We start from the raw sequence: 20,598 nt of genomic DNA on the forward strand, positions 1-20,598 counted from the left end.
ACGCACTACCGGAGGGCTCGCTCGCGGGGCACCAGGAGTGATAGCAGAGCCAACAGCAGCCCGCCGCCGAGCACATAGAGTCCCCATGTTCCGGAGAGCAGATGGCGATAGTCGCTGCGGAGTTGGTGGTCGAACCGCTCGTCCAACCGCCAGGCGAGCACACCCAGTGCCGCCAGTCCGACGAGCACGCCGAGCCAGCCCGCGATGCGTGAGCCGAACAGCGCCGCGATGAGCACGACGGCGGCGACGCCGAGCAGCACGATGATCAGCGAGGTCTGGAAGGATGCCGACTGGCCGCCGATCTGGTCCAGCGAGCCGCCGGAGGCGAACCCGTCGCGCAGGTCGGTCAGCCGGACGTGGCGCGACTCGACGGTGCCGATGAGCGGACCGAAGGCCCCGACCGCGATGGCGATCGCGCAGGCGAACAGCACCAGGTGTACGAAAGTACGCATACCTCCACGGTATTGGGAGATCACCTATTCACGCCGTAACGTCAAGGCCGGTGGACGCGTGTCCCGTATACGGCCCGGCCGGGGCGGCATCCACCACCCCGGCCGAATTCCTTGTGCCGCAACTCAACTCAACACGGTCGAACTCATCCAGTTGACCACCGCGACCTGGTAATCCTTAGTGTCCAGCGCCAGGTTGATCGCATGCCCGCTACCCGGCACCACGAAGGTCTGCAGCCGCGCCTTCGGGCTGAAGTACGGCGCCTCCTCGGCCAGCAGCGACTGCGGCGACGCGCAGACCACATACCCCGCACCGCAGGCCATCCGGTCGCGGCCACCGTTGACGATCATGACCGGCACGTCCATGAGGCTCGACTCGCCGGGCAGCGTCGTCATCAGACCGTCCGGATATTCGCTGATCGAGAACATCTCCTTGTTCGCCTCGTCGATCTTCAGCACCTCGGGATCGACATCGGCGGGGTCGAAGAAATCGTGTACGCGGGTGCCGGGCCTGCTGACCAGATAATTCGGATCGACACCGCTGTTGGCGAATTTCGGATCCTGTACCGCCGGATAGTAGGTGGCGATCACGCTGAACACCCCTGGCAGGTCCAGCGCATGCGAATACCCGGTGAGCAGCACCCCGTCGACATCATGATTGGCGATCTGCTCCATGATCGAGGTGGACGAGGTCAGCGAATGGCCGACCGTGACGACCTTCTCGAACGGTTGGGCGCCGGCGAGCCCGTGGCGCAGGGACTGCACCATATCGTGCAGTGCCGTCGCGGTGGTGTTCGCGGACAGCGACAGCGCGCGCGGATGTGTGCTGTCGCCATTGCCGAGCCGGTCCACGATGAGCGTCGCGAAACCCGCGGCATTCATCGCCCGGCGGAAATTGTATTTCTCTGGTTGATAGGGGAAGTCCCAATATGTTCCGTTGTAATTGGACCCCGACATCAGCACCATGACGGCCTTTGCCGATCGCGAAGGCACACACAGCGTTCCGACCAGCGTGCCCTGCGGCTGCTGGAAGGAAACCGGTTGGCAGCCATCCGATGACGCTTGATCGGCTTGGGCAATACCGGGCACGAAGCACAGTAGTGTTGTCACTGCGGATGCGGCCATGGCCCGTAATGAGGTTCGCACGCGACGCGCTCCCTTGGTGAATACCGCGAAACCATTTATGTGCAGCTATCAGTGAGGGAGGCTATAGCCCGCGCCGGTCGGTACGCAAGGTCACTCGCCGAAAATCGGCATGTGACCTTGTGGTCCTTCAATTCTGTTGCGGCAGCGGGCATAAGAACACCGGCCGGCCGAACCCTACTGTGCGCCAGCTGAACTCGAATCAGGTCTGATCACATTTCAGATTTGCTGGCCCTCAGTCCTTCTCGATCGGAATGAGCTTCGCGAAGTCGACCTCGGGTGCGTCGGGAGCTACCGCGCCTGCCACCACCTCGAATGCCCGCGCGTCCAACGCGGTGCAACCCAGCTTGGCCAGACTCTCGAATCGGTACTCGCTCTTGGCTTCTCGCATCGCGTTGTGCAGATCTTCCTCGGTGTCGTACATCGTGATCGAGAAGACCGTATTGTCCTGGCGATCAACGAAGAAGAAAATCTGGCGAGCGCCCTTGTCGCTCATGGCGTGCGGGATGGTCTCGTGCTGTAGGAACGGCAGCATCTTCGCCATGGATTCGGGATCTATAGGGCAGGATGCCTTCATCATGCGGGCGTAAAGCTTCTTCGTCACCGAGCCTCCTCCACGACAGGAGCGCCTTCAACCGACGAATCACAATACCGCACACAAACTTCCGCGCTTATCGCATAGTTGGTAGGCACGCGAAGTGCACCCGGGCCGAGGACGATGGCGTGTCGGCAGAACGGACACACCCGGACAACCTGGGCAGGTGAGAAGTACGGGAGGGTTCGTTCTACGATGCACGACATGGGCGCGCGAGCTGTGCATTTCGTAGGCAGTTTTCCGGCCGAGAGCACGGACGACGCGATGCGAGCCATGCTGGACGGCGCGGCTACCCGGCTGCGCACGCTGGCGACCGGCGAGACGAATCGCTATGAGTGGTATATCCAGCCGATCGTCGAAGATCTGGCCCGTCAGGGCCTGCTCGAGGTGAAGCGGCAGGGCAGCTGGCGCACCAGCTCGGACCGGACCCTGTACCAGGTACCCCGCGGCGTCGAATTGACCGGCGAAATGATGAATCTCGGCATTCCCGCCGAGGCCGAGGAGGCGCTGCCGGTCTTCCATCGGCTGCGCGAGGCCTACGAACTTCCCGACCTTTCGCTGCAGATCGGCATGCCGAGCGATTTCACGCTGGCCTTCATTTCCATGGGGGTGAACGGCGTGCGGAAACACCGGAAGGCGTTCACCGATGCCCTGGTCCGCGACATCGCCGCCGTGCAGAAACTGGTCGGAAACGATGTCCTCATCCAGATAGAGGCCACCGCGGAATTGGTACTGCTTGCCAAAACGCAGCCTTTTCACCGGTTCGTGGAGGCGAAATTGCGGCTGGGCGAGGGAATCGCCGCGATGGCCGCCGCCGCGCCCGCGGGCACCCGCTTCGGCGTGCACCTGTGCCTCGGCAGCATGCGCAACAAGGCGCGCACCACCATGCGCGACGCCCGACCGCTGGTGACGCTGGCGAATTCCGTTGCGCGGCATTGGGCTGCGGGCCGGCCGCTGGAATACATCCACGGCCCGCTCGCGGCGGGCGACAAGCCGCCGTCGACGAATCCGAAATGGTACGCACCGCTGGCCGACCTGGCCATCGGCGAAAACACCGGTTTCTACGCGGGATTCGTGCACGAAACGCCCACCGAGGCCGAGCAGGTGCGCACCCTGCACCTGGTCGAAGCGGCCCTAGGACGATCGGTGGACGGTGTCGCGAGCGCCTGCGGGCTCGGCCGACGGCCCCGCGAGATAGCCGACCGGATGGTAGTGCGCGCCGCCGCGCTGGCCGCGGCAGATTGATTCAGCATCGCGTAGCGATTCGATGGGGGGTGGTGGTCGGGTGACGGGTGGGCGTCAGGGCTTACGACAGACGCCTGCCAGAATCGCCAGCCGGGTGACCGGCAGGTCGTCGTCGAGCCACTCCTGCACGGATACCAGCCCGGGGGCGACCATTTCGAAACCCTCGCAGAACGCGGCAACCTGCGCGCGGGAACGGAACCTCGGCTGCGATGAACTGCCGTCGAGATCCGTGAGGGACTGGTCGATGAATTCCTTGGCGCTTTCGTCCCAGCCGTGCGTGAAGGCCAGGTAACTGCCGGGCGCCATCGCGTCGCGTAACTTCGAGAAAATCTCGGCCGGGCCTTCGTCATCCATGACGAAATGCAAAACGCCGACGATCAGAATGGCGACCGGTTTGTCCCAGTCGATTCCGGCCTCGGCGCGGCACCGCTCGATGACGAGCTCGGGATGGCGAATATCGGCGAGTATCGGAGTGACGCCCGCCGCGCCGGTCAGCATCGCGTTGGCGTGCACGTATACGACCGAGTCGTAATCGACCGAGGCCACCAGCGCCGATGGCTGGATCTTCTGCGCCACCTCGTGCACATTCGGCGAAATCGGAATGCCGGCACCGATATCAATGAACTGCCGGATCCCGTCCTCGGCGGCTATTTGCACGGCCTTGAGCAGGAACTGACGGCTGAACCAGGCCATTGTCTTGGTATCGGGCGCAATTGCGAGCATGCGATGGGCGGCAATCTGGTCGACCTCGTAGTTGTCCTTGCCGCCAAGCATATAGTTGTACAGCCGAGCCGCGTTCGGCTTGGTTGGATCGACGCCCGCCGGTACCCGTTTGCCGTCCGACACCGTACCTCCCTCGATATCCTCGCCCATCGTAACAAGCCGCGACCCGTCGGCTATGGGAAACCTGCGGCGGAAGGGCATCGTTACCGTGGGCATTCCGCCGCTCGACGAGCGTTGTCCCTCAACCGATTCGGTCGATCACCGACCGAATCAGCATGCCAGACCGCGACCCGCCCAATCGACAACACCGCTCCGCGAATCCGCGCCTGGATCAACCGATTCGGCGATTGCCCGACTTCCGGAATTACAACAAGTTTCAACGATTCGGCGCATCCGCGGCGGCGGGCCTCATGAGCCAATTCCGGCACGCTGGTCGAGGAACGGGGTCACCGCGTCGAGGAACAGGTCGGGACGTTCACAGAACGGCTCGTGCCGGGTCGGCAACAACACCACCTCGGCGTGCGGAAGCGCGGCGGCGATACCGCGCCGGTTCACCACCCACGGATTGATCGGATCGAATTTGCCCCAAACCACCCGCACCGGGATGTCCGGGAGTATCGGCGCCCGGCGCCGCAGGTCGAGCCGCGGTTCGGCGAAGCTGCGCCAGACCGAGCAGTAGACGTCCAGTCGGACGGGGTCGGCGGGGATCATCTCGGCTCGTTCGTAGACCGTGCGGACCCCGCCACGGTCCAGCGCGCCGAGATAGGCGCGGGCAAGGGGAGCCACCGTGCGCAGCGCCACACCGCGATTGCCCATCACCCGGAACATGGTGCGGGTCATCGCATTCAGCGGGGCGAAACCCGCCGACTGCACGAGCACCAGACCGGCGACAGCGCCGGGCCTGCATTCGGCGAGCCGGATCGCCGCATAGCCGCCGACGCTGTTGCCGATTACCGTGACGGTCCGAAAACCCATCGCGGCCAACGCATCCCACACCCGTCCGGTCACGTCGGCGAGCCGGCCCGCGGTGACGGACAGTGGGTCGAGCACCGTCGACTGTCCGTAGCCCGGCCAATCCACCGCCGCGATCGACCACCGCTTCGCCAGTGCGGGAACAATCTGATCGAAGTCCCGGTGATCGCCCGGATTCGCATGCAGCAGAAGCAAATTCGGCGCATCCGAAGGATCTCTGCCGGTCATGTGCACTGCGATTTGGCCCAATTCGGTGGGGACGTAGTGAATCATGGCTGCTACCAACCTTATCCGGCGTTGAGCGCCTCGAGGATCTGTGGGCGAGCTTTGGCCAGTTGTTCCTCCCAGTACTTCCAGCCGTGCGTACCGGTCGCCGGGAAGTCGTACCGTGCGGGGATGTCGAGCTGATTCAGCCGCGCCTGGAACGCACGGGTCGTCACCATGCACAATGCCTCCAGACCCATGGCTGTGGTCGTATTGAAAACCCCCACAGCCGAATCGGGATGATCGAATCGGCCCGGCAGACCGCTGGACGCGGAAATGTACATCGACAGACCGCGCAGTTGCGGTGCGAAGACGAACGGGTCCATGCGCAGCCAGTTCGGACTCCACGGCGGCGCCATCGCGTCCACGTTGTAGCGTCCGGCATCGAGCATGGCGATCCGCACCGCCTCGCGCATGCCCGGCGCGGACAGGTTCAGATTGCCCGAGAAGGATCCGGCGAACTTGAACTGGTCGCGGTGGTACGCGGCGAGCGCGAGGGCGGCGCTGCCACCCATCGATAGCCCGATCACCGCGTTATTGTTCTGGGACACACCGTAATTCGCCAGATAGGCCGGAAGCTCCTCGGTCAGGAAGGTCTCCCAGCGGTAGGTGTACTTCTGGCCGTTCAGATTGCTCGGCGCGTACCAGTCGGTGTAGAAGCTGGACTGGCCGCCGACCGGCATGACCAAGGTGATGTCGTCGTTGTCGAACATTTGCTGGGCGTTGGTCTCGAACGACCAGGCATTGCGGTCGTCCCGGGCACGCATACCGTCGAGCAGGTACAGCGCCGCATTCCCGCCGCGCTTGGCCCACTGCACCTGGACCTTGATCGGCCCCATGGTCGAGGGCACCATCAGTTCCTCGTAGCCGCCGGCCGGAGCACGGTGCGCGGGCCCCGGCGCCGCCGACGCGATGAGTGGATCCGCCGATCCGATGACCATCAGCAGGGTCAGCGTGGTGACCGCGATCAGCCGATTCAATGTGCGGCCGCCTCGAAGGCCGACTGCTTCGCCGCCCGCCGCGCCGAACGCCGGGCGAGGAACTCCCCGACCTCCGTCGCCCAAGTGACCACCCCGGCCAGCTGATAGGTGATCGGGCCGTGCCGCAAGGCCGGATTCTGCTTCTCGAACAGCAGGTGGCCGCCGATATTGAGCGACCACCCCGCCACGAACAGCAGCGAACCGACTCGCGGTCGCGCGAACAGCAGCGGCAACGACGCGACAACCATCGGAAGCCCGACCAGATGGGTGGCCTTGACGCCCGAACTCGTATGGATGGATTGGTAGTAGGCGAGCTTCTCGCTGAACGGAGCCGCCGGGGAGGGGGTCGACATGCCACCAAATTAGCTATGACCGACCGGTCGGTCAAGGCTGGCGAGGGGTCGGCTACCGCCATTCCTCGGGGTCGTTTGCGGAACCAGGCGCACCGCTTGGCATTCCGTCACGCGCCGCTCGAATTACCAACTGCAGCTGCGGATGAATTGCGGACTACCGCCGCCATAACCTGCGCCTGAATGGTGCCCCCAGTCGGACTCGAACCGACACTTTGCGGATTTTAAGTCCGCTGCCTCTGCCAATTGGGCTATGGGGGCGCGTCGGCCAGCGTACCGAATCGTACGGATGTACCGGAATGGGTTCGGGGGTTCGATGTGTCGCGGCCGGGCCCCAGAACGGCTGCCCCAGTAAGTAAGGGCAGCTCAGCGAGTTAACACCGGACGAGCGAACCCGATGAGCCAACTGGAAATCGGTCGGGTTGTGGAGGATGGCGTGGGTCGGCTGAAAAGCATTGCGGTGGGTGTTGTCACGGCCGTCGCGCTATCGCTGGGGTGTGCGGTGACCGCCCATGCCGCGGAGTTGAAGCACTGTGCGGTGAGCGCTGGGCGGGCGCCGGAGACGGCGACGCCGGAGGAGGTCGGGTTGGATCCGGACGCGCTGCGCGAGGCGGTGCGGTTCGCGGCCGATCCGACCCGGATGACGTTGCAGATATTCCGGAACAACTGCCTGATCGCGGTGGGTCCGAACACCGCGAAAGCCGCTGGGGTGCCGTGGAATCTGTGGAGCAGCACCAAGAGCGTGGTGTCGCTGCTCGCGGGCATCGCCATCGATGACGGCCGCCTGCGACTCGACGCGCCGATCGGCACCTATCTGCCGCCCGGCCTCGGCGATGCCGGGCATCGCGCCATCACCGTGCGCAACCTGCTGCAGGAATCGTCCGGTATGCAGGTCGCGGTGGCCTCGGAGGGCATAACCGGTCTGGCACAACTGGATCCGAATGTGGTCGCGCAGGCCCTCGGCATGCCGATCGACGAACCGCAGGGCACCGAATGGCGCTACAGCCAGCGCGGCGTCGACCTGCTCGCCTATGTGATCCAGCAGGCCGTCGGCGAGGATCTTCAGGTCTACGCGCAGCGAAAGCTGTTCGACCCGTTGGGAATCAAGCGCTCCGACTACTTCTGGGGCCGGGACCGCAGCGGTAACACCTACGGCTACGCCCATCTCGTGCTTCCGCCGGACGATTTCGCGAAACTCGGTCTGCTGCTGACCAATCGGGGCGCCTGGGGTGATCGCCAGGTGATTTCGCGGGACTATCTCGCGCTGGCGGGCAAACCGTCGCCGGTGCACGGCTGCTACGGCTTCCTGCTGGTGGTGAACGGCCCCGAATGCGGCAATATGTTCCCCGGCCTGCCGTCGGACGCGCTGCAGATGTCGGGCATGATGCGCCAGGACAATTTCGCGGTCCCCAGTCTGGGTCTGCTGGTGAGCTGGACCGGCGTGACCTTCCCCGGCAGCGCCGTCAGCTTCCCGCACGACGTGTTGCGCGCCGTCGCGGGCGCCTTCCGCACGCCCCGCCTGCCGGATCCGGGACCCTATGTGCAGCAACCGGATACACAGCTGTCCGATCCGATGATCTCCAACCCGGATGCCACGCTGGCCGCGCTCGGCATCGGTCCGATGGCCTATCCGGGCTGTAATCCGCTGTCCTGCTTGGGTAAACCGATGTCGGCGCCGTTCGCCAACTGGCCGCCCGGCTGCTTCATCCTCGGCTGCGTCGGCCCGGATCCCGCGACACCCGGAATACATTGAGGCCCAATGCTTTCAGGTCGATCCCGAACCGGTGCGCACCGCGTCGAACGCCTCGATGACAGTATCGGCGGCGGGCAGACCATAGTCGTCGGCGACATCGCGGACGTCGGCCGGGAGCGAGACGTCGGTGGTCACCGCCAGCAGCGCGAGTTGCAGCGTCTCGCCGAGCTGGATCATGCGGGCGCAGATGGCGGCGGTATCCATCTCCGGTGTCATATCGTTCCAGGCGACCTGGGTGACACCGGCGATGCGGTGGGTGCGCAGCGTCTCCTCGCCGAGCGCCTTCATGAATTCGACCGCGGCGACCAGACAGCGGTGGTTGGCGGTCTTCAGTTCCTGCCACGGCCGCACCTTTTCGATGAGTACGGCGGCGACGGTCGCGGCGGTGAACAGCCCGTCGCAGGCGCGGGCGGGTGCGGCCTCCGGCGGACCGCTCGGCGGGTGGGTCAACCCGGCCACGACGCTATCGATCCAACCGAGCACCAGATCGGTGCCCGTCGTATCGACGGGAGCGGCCGGCGCACTGATGCGGGGAGTGCGCCGACCGATCAAGCGTCGTAACCAGCGACGCATGGCTTGCCCTTCCGGAAGCTAATCCGCGGTGGATGTCCCGAGCAGCGAATGCCGCCGACCGTAGGCAAAGTACACCAGCAGCCCCAGCGCCATCCACACCAGGAAACGCAGCCACGTCTCCACCGAGAGGTTCAGCATCAGCCACAGGCAGGCCAGCACGGCGAGCACCGGGATGAGCGGAACCAGCGGCACCCGGAATCCGCGCGGCAGGTCCGGCCGGGTGCGCCGCAGGATGACAACGCCCACCGAGACCAGCACGAAGGCGAACAGGGTTCCGATATTCACCATCTCTTCCAGCGTGCCGAAATCGATGAAGCCCGCGAGCACCGCACAGACGACGCCGACCAGCGCGGTGATCCGGACCGGTGTGCCGTTCTGGCTGGTACGCGCCAGTTTTCGGGGCAGCAGGCCATCGCGTGACATGGCGAAGAGCACCCGGGTCTGACCGAGGTACATCACCATGACCACGGTGGTGAGCCCGGCCAGCGCGCCGATGGAGATGAGGTTCTTGGCCCAGTTCGCCCCGTGCAGTGCGAAGGCGGTGGCCAGCGTCGCATTGTCACCGGATAGCGCGGTGTAGGGCACCATGCCGGTGAGCACCAGCGAAACCGACACATACAGCACGGTGACGATGATCAGCGAGCCGAGGATGCCGCGCGGCACCGCCCGCTGCGGATCCTTGGTCTCCTCGGCCGCGGTGGCCACCACGTCGAATCCGATGAATGCGAAGAACACCAGCGAGGCCGCAGCCAGCAGACCGTACCAGCCGAAGCTGCTGTGCCCGCCGCCGGTGAAGAAGGAGAACAGCGACTGGCTCATTCCCTCGCTGGTGCCGGACGGCTGCGACGGCGGAATGTAGGGCGAGAGGTTCGACTTGTCGAAGTAGCTGAGGCCGACCACCAGCACCAGCGCGATCACCGCGAGTTTGATCGCCACCGCGACGGCGGACACCCGCGACGACAGTTTGGTTCCGGTGGCGAGCAGCACGCCGAGCACGGCGATCAGCAGCACCGCGCCCCAGTCGAAACTGATCGAACCGATGTGCACGATCGGCGAATGCGAGCCCATCACCTGGCCCAGATACTGCGACCAGCCCTTGGCGACCACCGACACCGCGAGCGCGAATTCCAGCACCAGATCCCAGCCGATGATCCAGGCCACCAGCTCACCGAAGGTGGCATAGGAGAAGGTGTACGCGCTGCCCGCGACCGGAACCGTCGAGGCGAACTCCGCATAACAGAGCGCGGTCAACCCGCAGGCCACGGCGGCGAAGACGAAGGCCAGCGAGACCGAGGGTCCGGCGACATTGCCCGCGGTGCGCGCGGTGAGGGTGAAGATGCCCGCGCCGATCACGACGGCGACGCCGAAGACGGTCAGGTCCCACGCGGTCAGATCCTTGCGGAGCTTCGAATCCGGTTCATCGGTGTCGCGGATCGATTGCTCGATCGACTTGGTGCGGAACAGTCCGCCCCAACCGGTCGAGCCTCGGCTGGTTGAGCCGCGAATGGCCACAGGGATCTCCTAACTTTCTGCCGGGTGCTAGTGCACGCCCGCCATTTGCCTGCTGATCCGCGGCGCGATGACAAGCACGACCAAACCGGCCAATATTGCCACGACGCCGGTGATGCCGAAGTAGGCGAGCTCGTGTTTCGGTGAGTAGTACTGGGCCACCACACCCGAGGTGGAGGTGCCGATGCCGACCGAGAAGAAGTACAGCGCCATCATCTGCGCGCGGAACGCCTCCGGCGCCAGCTGCGTGGTAACCGCCAGACCGGTCGGCGAGAGCATCAGCTCCGCGACCGCGAACGCGGCCATGATGAACACCACCGCGATGGCCGGACTCGATTTGCCCTCGCCGCCGGCCATCGGCACGAAAAGCCAGAAGGCCAAACCCATTCCGATCACGCCGAGCGCAAATTTGCGGGGCGTGCTCGGGGCGCGATTACCGAGCCTGGTCCACATGGCCGCGAACAGCGGTGAGAGCGTGATGATCCACACCGGCTCGATCGAGCCGATCCAGTTCGACGGTGCGGTCCAGCCGAAAATGCTCCAGTTCATCCGCTTGTCGGCGTACACCGCGAGCACGGTGAAGGTCTGCTGGAACAGCGACCAGAAGACGGCGTTGGCGATGAACAGCGGGATGAACGCGCGCACCCGGCTCTTCTCCAACGGGGTCACCTTGGGGCTGCGCAGCATCCGGGCGAAGTAGATCGCCGCGGCGACCGCGATGACGCCGGTGGTCACCTTCGGCAGATTGTGCAGGGTCACCAGGCCGGTGGCCCAGGCCGCCGCGACGAGGACGATGCCGAGCGCGACGAGCCCGACGAGCGGACGCGCCTCCTTGGCGGTGATCGGATTCGGCACCGTGCGGCCCGCATCGCCGAGGTTGCGCCGGAACACCACGTACTGGGTCAGGCCGAGCGCCATGCCGATGGCCGCCGCGCCGAAGCCGTAGTGGAAGCCGATCCGGGTCTGCAGCAGGCCGGTGAGCAGCGGACCGATGAACGCACCGGTGTTGATGCCGAGGTAGAAGAGGGTGAATCCGCCGTCGACCCGGCCGTCTCCCTTCGGATACAGGGTGCCGAGCAGCGAGGAGGCGTTGGCCTTCAACCCGCCGCTGCCGAGCGCGATCAGCGTCAGCCCGACGCCGACGCCGAGCAGGCCCGGCAGCACTGCCAGCGCGAGATGCCCGAACACTACGACGAGGCCGCCGTAGAAGACGGTGCGTTCCATGCCGAGGACCCGGTCCGCGATCCAGCCGCCGAGCACGGTGGCCAGATACACCAGTCCGCCGTAGGCGCCGACGATGCCGACACCGGTGGCCTCCGACAGGCCCAGACCGCCCTCGGTCACGGAGTAGTACAGGTAGTACCCGAGGATGGTGAGCATGCCGTAGAAGGAGAACCGCTCCCACAGCTCGACTCCGAACAGATTGACCAATCCGATCGGATGCCCGAACACCGTCCGGCGCGGAGCCGGTTGTTCTTCTGCTGTTCGGTCCTCGGACACACTGACACCCATTGCACGGACGATAGCAATTGACCGGCATCCACACCGAATGTCAGGACAAACAACGCCGTGGGGTCCATTTTGGCCGATTGGCCATAGCTATCCAGGCATTATTCGGGAAGTCGGGATGAAAACCCGGCCACAGCGATCTTGGGCAAACTTTCCGGCAATCGATCAGACAACGGGGCTTGGCAGCCGCTTCGACAGATCATCTCCGGGACGGCTACAGCCTACGGTCTCGGTGCGTGGGATGAAGGGTTGCCGCAGCGTGATCCTGCTCTCCGGGCGCCGCACGCGGTATCGCCATGATCGAACCGACAACGGTTCGCGGCGGGTGGATCGGCGAGCGCGACGGGCGCGGATGCGCCGCGCACCGCGGCAGCCAGCAACCGGTGCAACGGACAAGGACCGAAACCCGCTGCGGCCCGCCGGAATCCGGCGAACGACAGTGGGGAACCGGGACCGGTCATCCCCGTGCCCCCTCCCCCAGGGGGATAACCGACCGGTTGGTCGCATCATAACGTGGTGGACGGGTGTTCGGAAAATCGCCTACGGCGCACCGGGATCCGGCGACGCCGTCGCGAAATCGACGGCGCTGCCGGATAAAACGATCAATGCGCGGGCGCACCGACGAACGGCAGGACCGTCTCGCAGGTCACCGGCTCCGCATGCGCCGGATCCAGCGCGTTGAGCACCGTACGGACCGTGATCGGATCCGAGGTCAGCTCGTAATGTTCGGTGTAATCGGTGGGGCACAGATCCTGCAGCACGATATTGCGGACATTGGGTGCCGCGTCCAGCAGGCCGGTGGTGTACGGCGTCGCGATCTCGTCGTAGCGGCTGACGACCGTCGTGAAATCGATCGCGGGCGCGATCCGCGGATCCGGATTCAACACCGACAGGAACGGGTCGCCCGGTGAGAGCTGACACGGCCCGCACTGCGCGACGATCCGGTCGCGCACGCCGAGACTGTCGGCGACGGCGAGCAGCGGCTCCTGAGTTCCACTGACCGTCGAGCCGTGGAACGACGCGGCCAGCGCGATGTACTTGCCGATCGACGGCACGCCGCCCAGGTGGTTCAGGTAATAGAAGGGCACCGCGCCGCCCATCGAATGACCAACCAGGTCAACCTTTTCCGCGCCGGTGGCGGCGCGCACCCGATCGATGAACGCCGCGATCTGGCCCGCGCTGTCCGGCACCGGCGCGATCGCGCCGAGCGCGGGGCCGAGCGGACCGGCGCCATAGGTCGTGCTGAAAACGCAGTAGCCCGCCTTCGCCAGGACCGGGGACATGGTCCGCCAGGTGATGGTGTCGTTGCTGAGGCCGTGCAGCAGCACCACCGGATGCGGATGCGCCGCGCTGGGACGGCACGACCAGTCGTTCGCGCCCGGCGGCGGCTGGCCGGGCCCATTCAGCTGAGCCGCGAGCCCGGCCAAATAGCTGTACGGGGTCGGTTCGTCGGCGGCGGCGCGGCCCGCGGACCCGCCGAATACCAGTGCCGCGACGGCCACCAGCGGCGCGACCAAGCGCCAGGAAGAACGCATCATCAGTCTCCTCATCGGTGAGTGACCGGCGGCGGCCGAGGCGTGACCGACCGGTCGGTCATAGGCTAGTCTGTCGTAGAATCCCGTGCGGGACAATACGAAAGGAGGTTCCATGCCACGTCCGGCCGAACCAGGACGCAACGCTCTGCTGACGGCGGGCGTCGAAATCGCGGAGGACAGGGGGCTGCGCGGACTGTCGATCAACGCGGTCGTCGAGCGTGCCGGTATGGCGAAAGGAACCTTCTACCACCATTTTTCGGATCGGCGCAGCTATGTCGTCGCGCTGCACGACCTCTATCACGACGCGCTGACGCGAACCATCGTCGCGGCCGTCGCGGAGCTGCCGCCGGGCGCTGACCGGCTGCACGACGGGATTTCGGCCTACCTCGACGCCTGCCTGGCCACCCGAGGCACCAAAGCCTTTCTGGCCCAATCCCGTACCGACACCGACCTACTGGATCAGGTGCAGGCGCGCAACAAACTGTTCGCCGCCGCCATCGAACCCGACCTCATCGCGCTGGGCTGGACGGATCCGGCCGCGATCGCCCACCTCGTCATCGCCATGGTCGCCGAGACGGCCCTCGCCGAACTCTACGACCGCAAACAGCGGCCCGATCTGCGGAAAGCGTTGCTCGACTTGGTTATTCGCGAAGGCCGGTGAAGGGCCGATCAGGCGATGGAGAGCGCGATGCCGTCCAGGATGTCGTGCTCGCTCACGATCAATTCGGAAATGCCCGCGCGGCGGGCCAATTCGGCGGCCAGCACCTCGGTGATCACCGCGCCGCCGCCGATCACATCCACCCGGCCGGGATGCATCGGGCCGAGTGCGGCGCGTTCGTCGTGGTTCATGGCGATCAACCGATCGCACACCCCGGATAGCTCGTTCAGGCTCAGATGCGTGAGATGCACTCGCTCCGAATCGTATTCGGGTAGGTCGAGCGCGACGGCCGCCAGCGTCGTCATGGTGCCCGCGACACCCACCCAGGTGCGCGCGCCGTCGACCGGCACCTTCGCGAACGCCTCGGCCAGCCGCAGCGCCGCGAAATCCCGTGCGGCCGCGACCTGTTCGGCGGTGGGCGGATTACCGGGCAGGCAGCGCTCGGTGATCCGGACACAGCCGATGTCGGCGGAGAACGCCGCACGCACCCCGGATTCGTCACCGAAAACCAGTTCGGTGGAACCGCCGCCGAGATCGACTACGACGAAAGGCCCGTCGTCGCCGGACAATTCGCCGATCGCACCGGTGAACGACAGCCGCGCCTCCTCGTCACCGGAGATCACCTCGGCCTCCGCGCCCGGCACGACGGCGCCCAGCTCGGCGCGGGCCATGGCGAAGAAGTCATCGCGATTCGACGCATCCCTGGTGGCCGAGGTCGCGACCATGCGCACCCGCCGCACCTCGGCCTTGCGCATCAGATCGACATAGTCGGCGAGCGCGGCCCTGGTGCGCTCGATGGCCTCCGGCGCGAGCGAGCCGGTGGCATCGACACCCTGGCCGAGCCGCACGATGCGCATCTCCCGATGCACGTCGACCAGCCTTCCGTCGGGGCGGACGTCGGCGATGAGCAGACGGATGGAATTGGTGCCGCAATCGACGGCCGCTACCCGGTCACTCATTCGGCCTCTCCTCGTAGGTCGGCGTACTTCGGCCAGTCGGCCGGAATCGCGGTGCCGCGCAATCCATTATCGGCCGCCAGTGCCACCGCCTCGTCGCCGAGCGGATTCACCCCCGGGCCCTTCGCCAGCGCATGCGCGATGAGCACGTGCAGGCATTTGACCCGCTCCGGCATCCCGCCGCCGGTGAAATCCGTTCCGAGCGATTCGATTTCGTTCCGTTCGGCGAGGTAGCTCTCGTGCGCGGCGCGGTAGGCCGCGGCCAATTCCGGGTCCGCCGTGAGGCGTTCGGTCATCTCCCGCATCACCCCCGCCGACTCCTGCCTGCTCGCCTCGGCCGTGAGCCGTGGATCGGTCAGATAGAACAGGGTGGGAAAGGGGGTGCCGTCCGGCAACCTCGGCGCCGTCTTCACCACCGCGGGCACACCGTCGGGCGTGCGGTAGGCCACGGCGAGCACACCGCGCGGAGCCCGGCCCAATTGCTCGGCGATGATCTCGAGGTCGCGGTCGGTGGGTGCGGTCACCTGGGTCCTTCCGGTGCTGGTCCGGGCGGCGACGCGGGCGCGGCCGCAGGGGTTTGCTGGGGTTGGGAGATGGTGCGCCACAGATCCGTGTACCAGGGATCCGGCGCCTTCGGCGGGCCGGTCACCGGCGACGGGCTCGGCGCCTCGATACCGGGCACCTGCACCAGATACGGCGTCTCGCCCGGCATCACCAGCCGCAGCCGGTCCCGCGCCTGCGCCTTCAAATAGGCCGGATCCTGTTGCTGCGCACGGCGATCGCGCAACCGCGCCAGATCGGCCTCCAGCTCGACGCGCTGCTGCTGCAGCTGCTTGGCCTCGGACCGCTGCGCGAAATAGGTACGCATCGGCACCGCGAGGGTGAGCGCGAGTGCACACACCACGATCGCCAGAATGATCGCCTTACCGGTGGACAGCCCGAGGAACTTACGCTCGTGCCGCTCCGAATGACGATGCGCCGCATCGGATTCGAACTTCTGCCGCTCGGCCTTCTTCTCCGCGCGGGTGGTCCGCTTCGCGGCGGGCCGCGCCGCCGTCTCGTGCCCGGCGCGCGGGCGGGGAGTTCGCGACGTGCGCCGGTCCCCACGTCCGGACGGACCGGCGCCACGTCGCTCACTCATCTGAACCGCCTATCGGGTCACACTTTCGGTGGTCAGCCCTCGAATACGAAACGCGGGAACGCGACATCCCCGGCGTAGCGGGCGGAATCGCCCAGCGCGTCCTCGATGCGCAGCAGCTGGTTGTACTTGGCCACCCGCTCGCTGCGCGCCGGGGCGCCGGTCTTGATCTGACCGCTGCCCACCGCGACCGCGAGATCGGCGATGGTGGTGTCCTCGGTCTCGCCGGAGCGGTGGCTCATCATCGTCTTGTAGCCGTTGCGATGCGCGAGCTCGACGGCATCCAGCGTCTCGGTGAGCGTGCCGATCTGGTTGACCTTCACCAGCAGCGCGTTCGCCGCGCCCTTGGCGATGCCCTCCTCCAAGCGCTCCGGGTTCGTGACGAACAGGTCGTCACCGACCAGCTGGATCTTGTCGCCGATCTGATCGGTCAGCGTCACCCAGCCGTCCCAGTCGTCCTCCGACAGCGGATCCTCGATGGAGACCAGCGGGTACGCGGTGAGCAGATCGGCGTAGAACTGGGCCATCTCGGCGGCGCTGCGCACGGTGCCCTCGAACTTGTAACCCGTTCCGGCGGTGTAGAACTCGGTGGCGGCCACGTCGAGCGCCAGCGCGATATCGCTGCCCAGCTGGTAGCCGGCCTTCTGGATCGCGCCCGCGATCAGGTCCAGCGCCTCACGGGTGCCGCCGGCCAGATCGGGAGCGAAGCCACCCTCGTCGCCGAGGCCGGTGGACAGGCCCTTGGCCTTCAGCTCCGCCTTCAGCGCGTGGTACACCTCGGCGCCCCAGCGCAGCGACTCCTTGAAGGTCGGCGCGCCGATCGGGGCGATCATGAATTCCTGCACGTCGACGCTGGTGTCGGCGTGCGCGCCACCGTTGAGGATGTTCATCATCGGCACCGGAAGCACGTGCGCGTTCGGGCCGCCCAGGTAGCGGAACAGCTCGAGGCCCGAGGATTCGGCGGCGGCCCGCGCCACCGCGAGCGAGACGCCGAGCAGCGCGTTCGCGCCGAGCCGGGACTTGTCCGGGGTGCCGTCCAGATCCAGCAGCACCTGGTCCACGGTGCGCTGCTCGACGGCGTCCAAACCGATGACGGCGGGCGCGATCTCGTCGAGGACGCCCTCGACCGCCTTGCGCACACCCTTGCCGCCGTAGCGTTCACCGCCGTCGCGCAATTCGACGGCCTCGTGCTCGCCGGTAGACGCGCCGGACGGGACCGCCGCCCTGGTCAGCGTGCCGTCGTCGAGGGCGATCTCGACCTCGACAGTGGGGTTGCCGCGAGAATCGAGGATCTCGCGCGCTCCGACCTGTTCGATGATGGCCACGAAAACGACACTCCTTCGGCTGCGGGCACGGTAGGTCTCGATGGATGGCCGTGCGGGTGCGAGCCTATCGCAGCGGCATGAGTGTCAGGCCCGGAGGCGGTAGCGACGCGTAACCACGCGGGGCCGGAAACGCCGGATCAGGATCGGCGGCCCACGCTGTAGGCGGCGGCCCGCTTGCGGACGTCCAGCATGTAGGAGTTGGACTGGTTATAGGCCCACAGTGCCTTCTGCCAACCCTCCGCCGAGGTGAGGTCGCCGCCGCTGGCGCATAGGTAGCGGGCCGCGGTGAGGGCAGCGTCATCGATATTGTCCGGGTCGGCGACGCCGTCGCCGTTGGCGTCGACACCCCAGCGCTGCCAGGTTTCCTGGATGAACTGGAACGGTCCCATCGCCCTGGCGTACACCTCGTGCCCCGCCTTCGCGGTGGCCTCGTTGTCGAGAACCTTTGCCACACCCGGTGATCCGTCCAGCAGCGGACCGCGGATGGGCGGATCCACCTTGCCGTCGGGGCCGATCCGGGAACCGCCGTGGCTGCCGTGCTGCGTCTCCACCCTGGCGATGCCGGCCAGCGTCGTCCATGCGATACCGCATCCGGGACGGGACTGGGCCAGCACCGCGGCGGCGTAGCCGTACGCCTCCAGCGCGAGTACCGGAATGCCGAGCGCGCTCGCCTGCGGCTGTGCCCACGCCTCCAACTGAATCGCGGTTCGGCCGGGGCCGTTGACGTCGATCGGCGGTAGCGGGGTGCCGGGGCCGGGCGGAATGGTGTCCGGGATCGGCGGCAAACTCGGCCCGAAGGGGCCGCTGCCGCCACCGCAGGCGGCGATGAGGAGCACCAGCACCAGGGAGGTGATCAGACCGGCTCCGCGCCCCAGTCCCCCACCGATCTTCGTCAATCGCACCTCATCCATCATCCAGATGCGGCTTACCGGGAACTTGTGATCGACCGTGTCCTCGCCCCTAATCCGGTCAAGTGGGCTGACGCACCGGCGGCCGTGAGATATCGATCACTAGCCCAGCAGTTCCAGCGTCGCCCGATGGGTCGCCGCCGCCAGCACCGCGGTGGTGTCGCCCGCCTCGACGATCCGGCCGTCGTCCAACACGACCACCCGCTGACAGTGCCTGGCGACCAACGACATGTCGTGGCTGATCACCACCAGCGCCGTGCCGCGCTCGGCGCGGATCCGGTCCAGCAGCGCCATGATCGCGCCCGCCGTCGCGCCGTCGAGCGCCGAGGTGATCTCGTCGCAGATGAGCACCGCGGGTTCGGCGGCGAGCGCCCGCGCCAGCGAAATCCGCTGCCGCTGCCCGCCGGACAGCTCATAGGGGTATCTGGCGGCGAATTCCGGACCGAGGTCGACCGAACCGAGCAGCTCGGCGATATGTTGCGCCAGTTGCCGTCTCGGCACCTTGCCGATCCGGCGCAGTGGGCGCCCGAGCGTCTGCGCGACCGTCCTGCGCGGGTTCAACGCCGAAAGCGGATTCTGGGTGACCAGCTGAATCCCGTTGCCGCCGTATGGTCTACGTCTGCCTGCGCCGATCGGGACCGATGTGCCGCGCAACTCGAGCGTTCCGGTCGCGGACCGATGCAGTCCCGCGAGTACCCGCGCGAGCGTCGTCTTTCCCGCGCCCGACGCACCGACGACGGCGAGCGCCGAGCTCTCGGACAGGTCGAAGGCGATGTCGGCGAGGACCGGTCGGCCGTCGAATTCTGCACTGATTCCGTTGGCGCGCAGGACGTTTGCCGTGTCGACGCGCTGATTGACGTCATCACATTCGGCGTGCCCCAGGGTGCTTCCTGAATCCACGTGGGGTTCCCGAACCAAGATTGCTGACGAGACCGTGGACGATGAAGCATCTTCCTTGGCAAGATAATTCGCCGTCATCCCAGCGATAGCCCGGTCTGCAACCCCGCCCTGCGACCGCGTGTCGACCGGAGCCGTCGCGTCGTTTCGAGCATCCGATGCCGGACCACCGATGGCGGCCCCCGGCCGGTGGCCCACCGTGGCAGCACCGGCGGGCGAACCCGGTAGCGGCGAAACACCGATCGAATCGGCCCCGACAGCCTCGAAGTTCGATGAAATGCGGGCAACCGGAGTGGCGAGGTGGATGACGTCGGTGGCGATGGCGTCGATGGCCGCGGTGTCGTGGCCGGAGAGCAGGATGGTGGTGGCTCGTTCGGTGGCGATTTCGGTGAACAGGCGGGCGATTTCGGTGCGGAGGGCGCCGTGTAGACCTGCCAGTGGTTCGTCGAGGATTAGGACAGGGGTGTTGCGAATCAGGGCGCGGGCCAAGGCGACTCGGCGCTGTTGGCCGCCGGAGAGTTCGGCGGGGCGGCGGCGCAGGTGTTCGGCGGAGAGGCCGACCAATTCCACTGTCTCGACCAGGCTTTCACGCGACGGATGCGCGGCTACCTCGGCGAGCAGGCGGTGCACTCGCATGAGCGGGTTGAGCGCGGAGCCGGGATCCTGGCCGACATAGGCGATGTTATCGCGGCGAAAGCGTTGCAGTGCAGCGGGATTCAATGCGAAAACATCGTGCCCGAGCACAGTTGCCGAGCCGGTTCGGGTTGCGCCGCCCGGCACCTGTCCGAGGAGTGCACGCATGAGCGTCGTCTTGCCGGAACCCGACGGTCCGGTTAGTGCGGTGACGCTACTGGCTCGCAGTCGGAAGGTCTGCGGCCCGAGCAGTTCCCGCCCGTCCGCACAGCGCACCGCCAGCTCGTCCACCAGCACCGATTCGCGGGTATAGGTTGGGCCACAGGGTATTTCGCCGCGCAAGGCTGGCACGGCATCGATCGCTATTTCACCCATATTCGCTCCCTCGATGCTGGCGACCGTTCTCGGCACGCCGGATTTCGGCAGAGGTGCTGCTTCGCGTCGGCCTACGCGGACAATATCCGGCGATTTCCGCGGTTACGG

General features: G+C 66.5%; 20 protein-coding genes and 1 tRNA gene. 3 read left to right on the top strand and 18 right to left on the bottom strand.

The genetic code is table 11. The features are described 5' to 3' along the window. Positions 1-5 precede the first annotated feature (5 nt). The 3 genes from LGY53_RS04335 to LGY53_RS04345 all read right to left on the bottom strand — a co-directional run bounded on the left by LGY53_RS04335 (position 6) and on the right by LGY53_RS04345 (position 2,196). A complete protein-coding gene (locus LGY53_RS04335; RefSeq protein WP_225725308.1) occupies positions 6-452 on the bottom strand; it encodes a hypothetical protein in 447 nt (148 codons plus the stop codon). 123 nt (positions 453-575) lie between these two features. Then, entirely contained in the window at positions 576-1,574 is a 999-nt protein-coding gene (locus tag LGY53_RS04340) for an alpha/beta hydrolase (protein ID WP_225725309.1), read from the bottom strand. A 253-nt stretch (positions 1,575-1,827) separates the two neighbouring features. Further along, positions 1,828-2,196 carry a hypothetical protein gene (locus LGY53_RS04345; protein ID WP_225725310.1) on the bottom strand — a complete coding sequence of 123 codons (369 nt, stop codon included), beginning with the start codon at positions 2,194-2,196 and terminating at the stop codon, positions 1,828-1,830. A gap of 195 nt (positions 2,197-2,391) precedes the next feature. Between LGY53_RS04345 and LGY53_RS04350 the strand changes: the two genes are divergently transcribed. Then, entirely contained in the window at positions 2,392-3,432 is a 1,041-nt protein-coding gene (locus LGY53_RS04350) for a hypothetical protein (RefSeq protein ID WP_225725311.1), read from the top strand. A 54-nt stretch (positions 3,433-3,486) separates the two neighbouring features. Here the strand turns inward: LGY53_RS04350 and LGY53_RS04355 are convergent, their stop codons facing one another. From LGY53_RS04355 to LGY53_RS04375, 5 genes are all read right to left on the bottom strand, one after another. Further along, positions 3,487-4,305, bottom strand: a complete 819-nt coding sequence (locus LGY53_RS04355) for an SAM-dependent methyltransferase (RefSeq protein ID WP_225725312.1) — start codon at positions 4,303-4,305, stop codon at positions 3,487-3,489. Between the two features lie 258 nt (positions 4,306-4,563). Next, positions 4,564-5,400: an alpha/beta fold hydrolase gene (locus LGY53_RS04360; RefSeq protein WP_225725313.1), complete on the bottom strand. Its 837-nt coding sequence runs from the start codon at positions 5,398-5,400 to the stop codon at positions 4,564-4,566. A gap of 14 nt (positions 5,401-5,414) precedes the next feature. Continuing rightward, positions 5,415-6,332, bottom strand: coding sequence for an alpha/beta hydrolase family protein (locus tag LGY53_RS04365; RefSeq protein WP_225725685.1), 918 nt, complete (start codon positions 6,330-6,332; stop codon positions 5,415-5,417). Positions 6,333-6,367: 35 nt separating this feature from the next. After that, complete coding sequence (locus tag LGY53_RS04370) at positions 6,368-6,724, bottom strand: DUF962 domain-containing protein (RefSeq protein ID WP_225725314.1); 357 nt, start codon at positions 6,722-6,724, stop codon at positions 6,368-6,370. A 181-nt stretch (positions 6,725-6,905) separates the two neighbouring features. Then, positions 6,906-6,982 (bottom strand) — tRNA-Leu (locus LGY53_RS04375). Positions 6,983-7,157: 175 nt separating this feature from the next. On the opposite strand from LGY53_RS04375, the gene LGY53_RS04380 reads away from it, so the two are divergent. Then, positions 7,158-8,474 carry a serine hydrolase gene (locus LGY53_RS04380; protein ID WP_225725315.1) on the top strand — a complete coding sequence of 439 codons (1,317 nt, stop codon included), beginning with the start codon at positions 7,158-7,160 and terminating at the stop codon, positions 8,472-8,474. Between the two features lie 12 nt (positions 8,475-8,486). Here LGY53_RS04380 and LGY53_RS04385 read toward each other — a convergent pair whose 3' ends face one another. From LGY53_RS04385 to LGY53_RS04400, 4 genes are all read right to left on the bottom strand, one after another. Further along, a complete protein-coding gene (locus LGY53_RS04385) occupies positions 8,487-9,026 on the bottom strand; it encodes a hypothetical protein (protein ID WP_225725316.1) in 540 nt (179 codons plus the stop codon). A 39-nt stretch (positions 9,027-9,065) separates the two neighbouring features. Next, entirely contained in the window at positions 9,066-10,559 is a 1,494-nt protein-coding gene (locus LGY53_RS04390) for an amino acid permease (RefSeq protein WP_225725317.1), read from the bottom strand. A 27-nt stretch (positions 10,560-10,586) separates the two neighbouring features. Continuing rightward, the gene (locus LGY53_RS04395) at positions 10,587-12,068 is read right to left on the bottom strand and encodes a peptide MFS transporter (RefSeq protein ID WP_225725318.1); all 1,482 of its coding nucleotides are present in this window, start codon (positions 12,066-12,068) and stop codon (positions 10,587-10,589) included. A 599-nt stretch (positions 12,069-12,667) separates the two neighbouring features. Continuing rightward, positions 12,668-13,603: a triacylglycerol lipase gene (locus LGY53_RS04400; protein ID WP_225725319.1), complete on the bottom strand. Its 936-nt coding sequence runs from the start codon at positions 13,601-13,603 to the stop codon at positions 12,668-12,670. A 109-nt stretch (positions 13,604-13,712) separates the two neighbouring features. Between LGY53_RS04400 and LGY53_RS04405 the strand changes: the two genes are divergently transcribed. Beyond that, entirely contained in the window at positions 13,713-14,261 is a 549-nt protein-coding gene (locus LGY53_RS04405; RefSeq protein WP_225725320.1) for a TetR/AcrR family transcriptional regulator, read from the top strand. Positions 14,262-14,269: 8 nt separating this feature from the next. Here the strand turns inward: LGY53_RS04405 and LGY53_RS04410 are convergent, their stop codons facing one another. From LGY53_RS04410 to LGY53_RS04435, 6 genes are all read right to left on the bottom strand, one after another. Next, the gene (locus LGY53_RS04410) at positions 14,270-15,217 is read right to left on the bottom strand and encodes a Ppx/GppA phosphatase family protein (protein WP_225725321.1); all 948 of its coding nucleotides are present in this window, start codon (positions 15,215-15,217) and stop codon (positions 14,270-14,272) included. Continuing rightward, positions 15,214-15,738, bottom strand: a complete 525-nt coding sequence (locus tag LGY53_RS04415; protein ID WP_225725322.1) for a DUF501 domain-containing protein — start codon at positions 15,736-15,738, stop codon at positions 15,214-15,216. Before LGY53_RS04415 ends, LGY53_RS04410 begins: the two co-directional genes overlap by 4 nt. Then, entirely contained in the window at positions 15,735-16,355 is a 621-nt protein-coding gene (locus tag LGY53_RS04420) for a septum formation initiator family protein (protein WP_225725323.1), read from the bottom strand. Before LGY53_RS04420 ends, LGY53_RS04415 begins: the two co-directional genes overlap by 4 nt. Before the next feature lie 32 nt (positions 16,356-16,387). Further along, entirely contained in the window at positions 16,388-17,677 is a 1,290-nt protein-coding gene (eno, locus tag LGY53_RS04425; RefSeq protein ID WP_225725324.1) for a phosphopyruvate hydratase, read from the bottom strand. 137 nt (positions 17,678-17,814) lie between these two features. Beyond that, positions 17,815-18,588 (bottom strand): lytic transglycosylase domain-containing protein, encoded by a 774-nt coding sequence (locus tag LGY53_RS04430; RefSeq protein ID WP_225725686.1) that lies wholly within the window; start codon positions 18,586-18,588, stop codon positions 17,815-17,817. 99 nt (positions 18,589-18,687) lie between these two features. Further along, entirely contained in the window at positions 18,688-20,490 is a 1,803-nt protein-coding gene (locus tag LGY53_RS04435) for an ABC transporter ATP-binding protein (RefSeq protein WP_225725325.1), read from the bottom strand. Positions 20,491-20,598 lie beyond the last annotated feature (108 nt).

This window comes from Nocardia sp. JCM 34519.1 (assembly GCF_020361265.1).
Lineage (GTDB): Bacteria > Actinomycetota > Actinomycetes > Mycobacteriales > Mycobacteriaceae > Nocardia > Nocardia arthritidis_A.

Bases quoted from the DNA above. Each gene is read 5' to 3' on its own strand.
- LGY53_RS04335 (WP_225725308.1), bottom strand. From the start codon at position 452: ATGCGTACTTTCGTACACCTGGTGCTGTTCGCCTGCGCGATCGCCATC.
- LGY53_RS04340 (WP_225725309.1), bottom strand. From the start codon at position 1,574: ATGGCCGCATCCGCAGTGACAACACTACTGTGCTTCGTGCCCGGTATT.
- LGY53_RS04350 (WP_225725311.1), top strand. From the start codon at position 2,392: ATGGGCGCGCGAGCTGTGCATTTCGTAGGCAGTTTTCCGGCCGAGAGC.
- LGY53_RS04355 (WP_225725312.1), bottom strand. From the start codon at position 4,305: ATGGGCGAGGATATCGAGGGAGGTACGGTGTCGGACGGCAAACGGGTA.
- LGY53_RS04360 (WP_225725313.1), bottom strand. From the start codon at position 5,400: ATGATTCACTACGTCCCCACCGAATTGGGCCAAATCGCAGTGCACATG.
- LGY53_RS04365 (WP_225725685.1), bottom strand. From the start codon at position 6,332: ATGGTCATCGGATCGGCGGATCCACTCATCGCGTCGGCGGCGCCGGGG.
- LGY53_RS04370 (WP_225725314.1), bottom strand. From the start codon at position 6,724: ATGTCGACCCCCTCCCCGGCGGCTCCGTTCAGCGAGAAGCTCGCCTAC.
- LGY53_RS04395 (WP_225725318.1), bottom strand. From the start codon at position 12,068: ATGGGTGTCAGTGTGTCCGAGGACCGAACAGCAGAAGAACAACCGGCT.
- LGY53_RS04400 (WP_225725319.1), bottom strand. From the start codon at position 13,603: ATGATGCGTTCTTCCTGGCGCTTGGTCGCGCCGCTGGTGGCCGTCGCG.
- LGY53_RS04405 (WP_225725320.1), top strand. From the start codon at position 13,713: ATGCCACGTCCGGCCGAACCAGGACGCAACGCTCTGCTGACGGCGGGC.
- LGY53_RS04410 (WP_225725321.1), bottom strand. From the start codon at position 15,217: ATGAGTGACCGGGTAGCGGCCGTCGATTGCGGCACCAATTCCATCCGT.
- LGY53_RS04420 (WP_225725323.1), bottom strand. From the start codon at position 16,355: ATGAGTGAGCGACGTGGCGCCGGTCCGTCCGGACGTGGGGACCGGCGC.
- LGY53_RS04430 (WP_225725686.1), bottom strand. From the start codon at position 18,588: ATGGATGAGGTGCGATTGACGAAGATCGGTGGGGGACTGGGGCGCGGA.
- LGY53_RS04435 (WP_225725325.1), bottom strand. From the start codon at position 20,490: ATGGGTGAAATAGCGATCGATGCCGTGCCAGCCTTGCGCGGCGAAATA.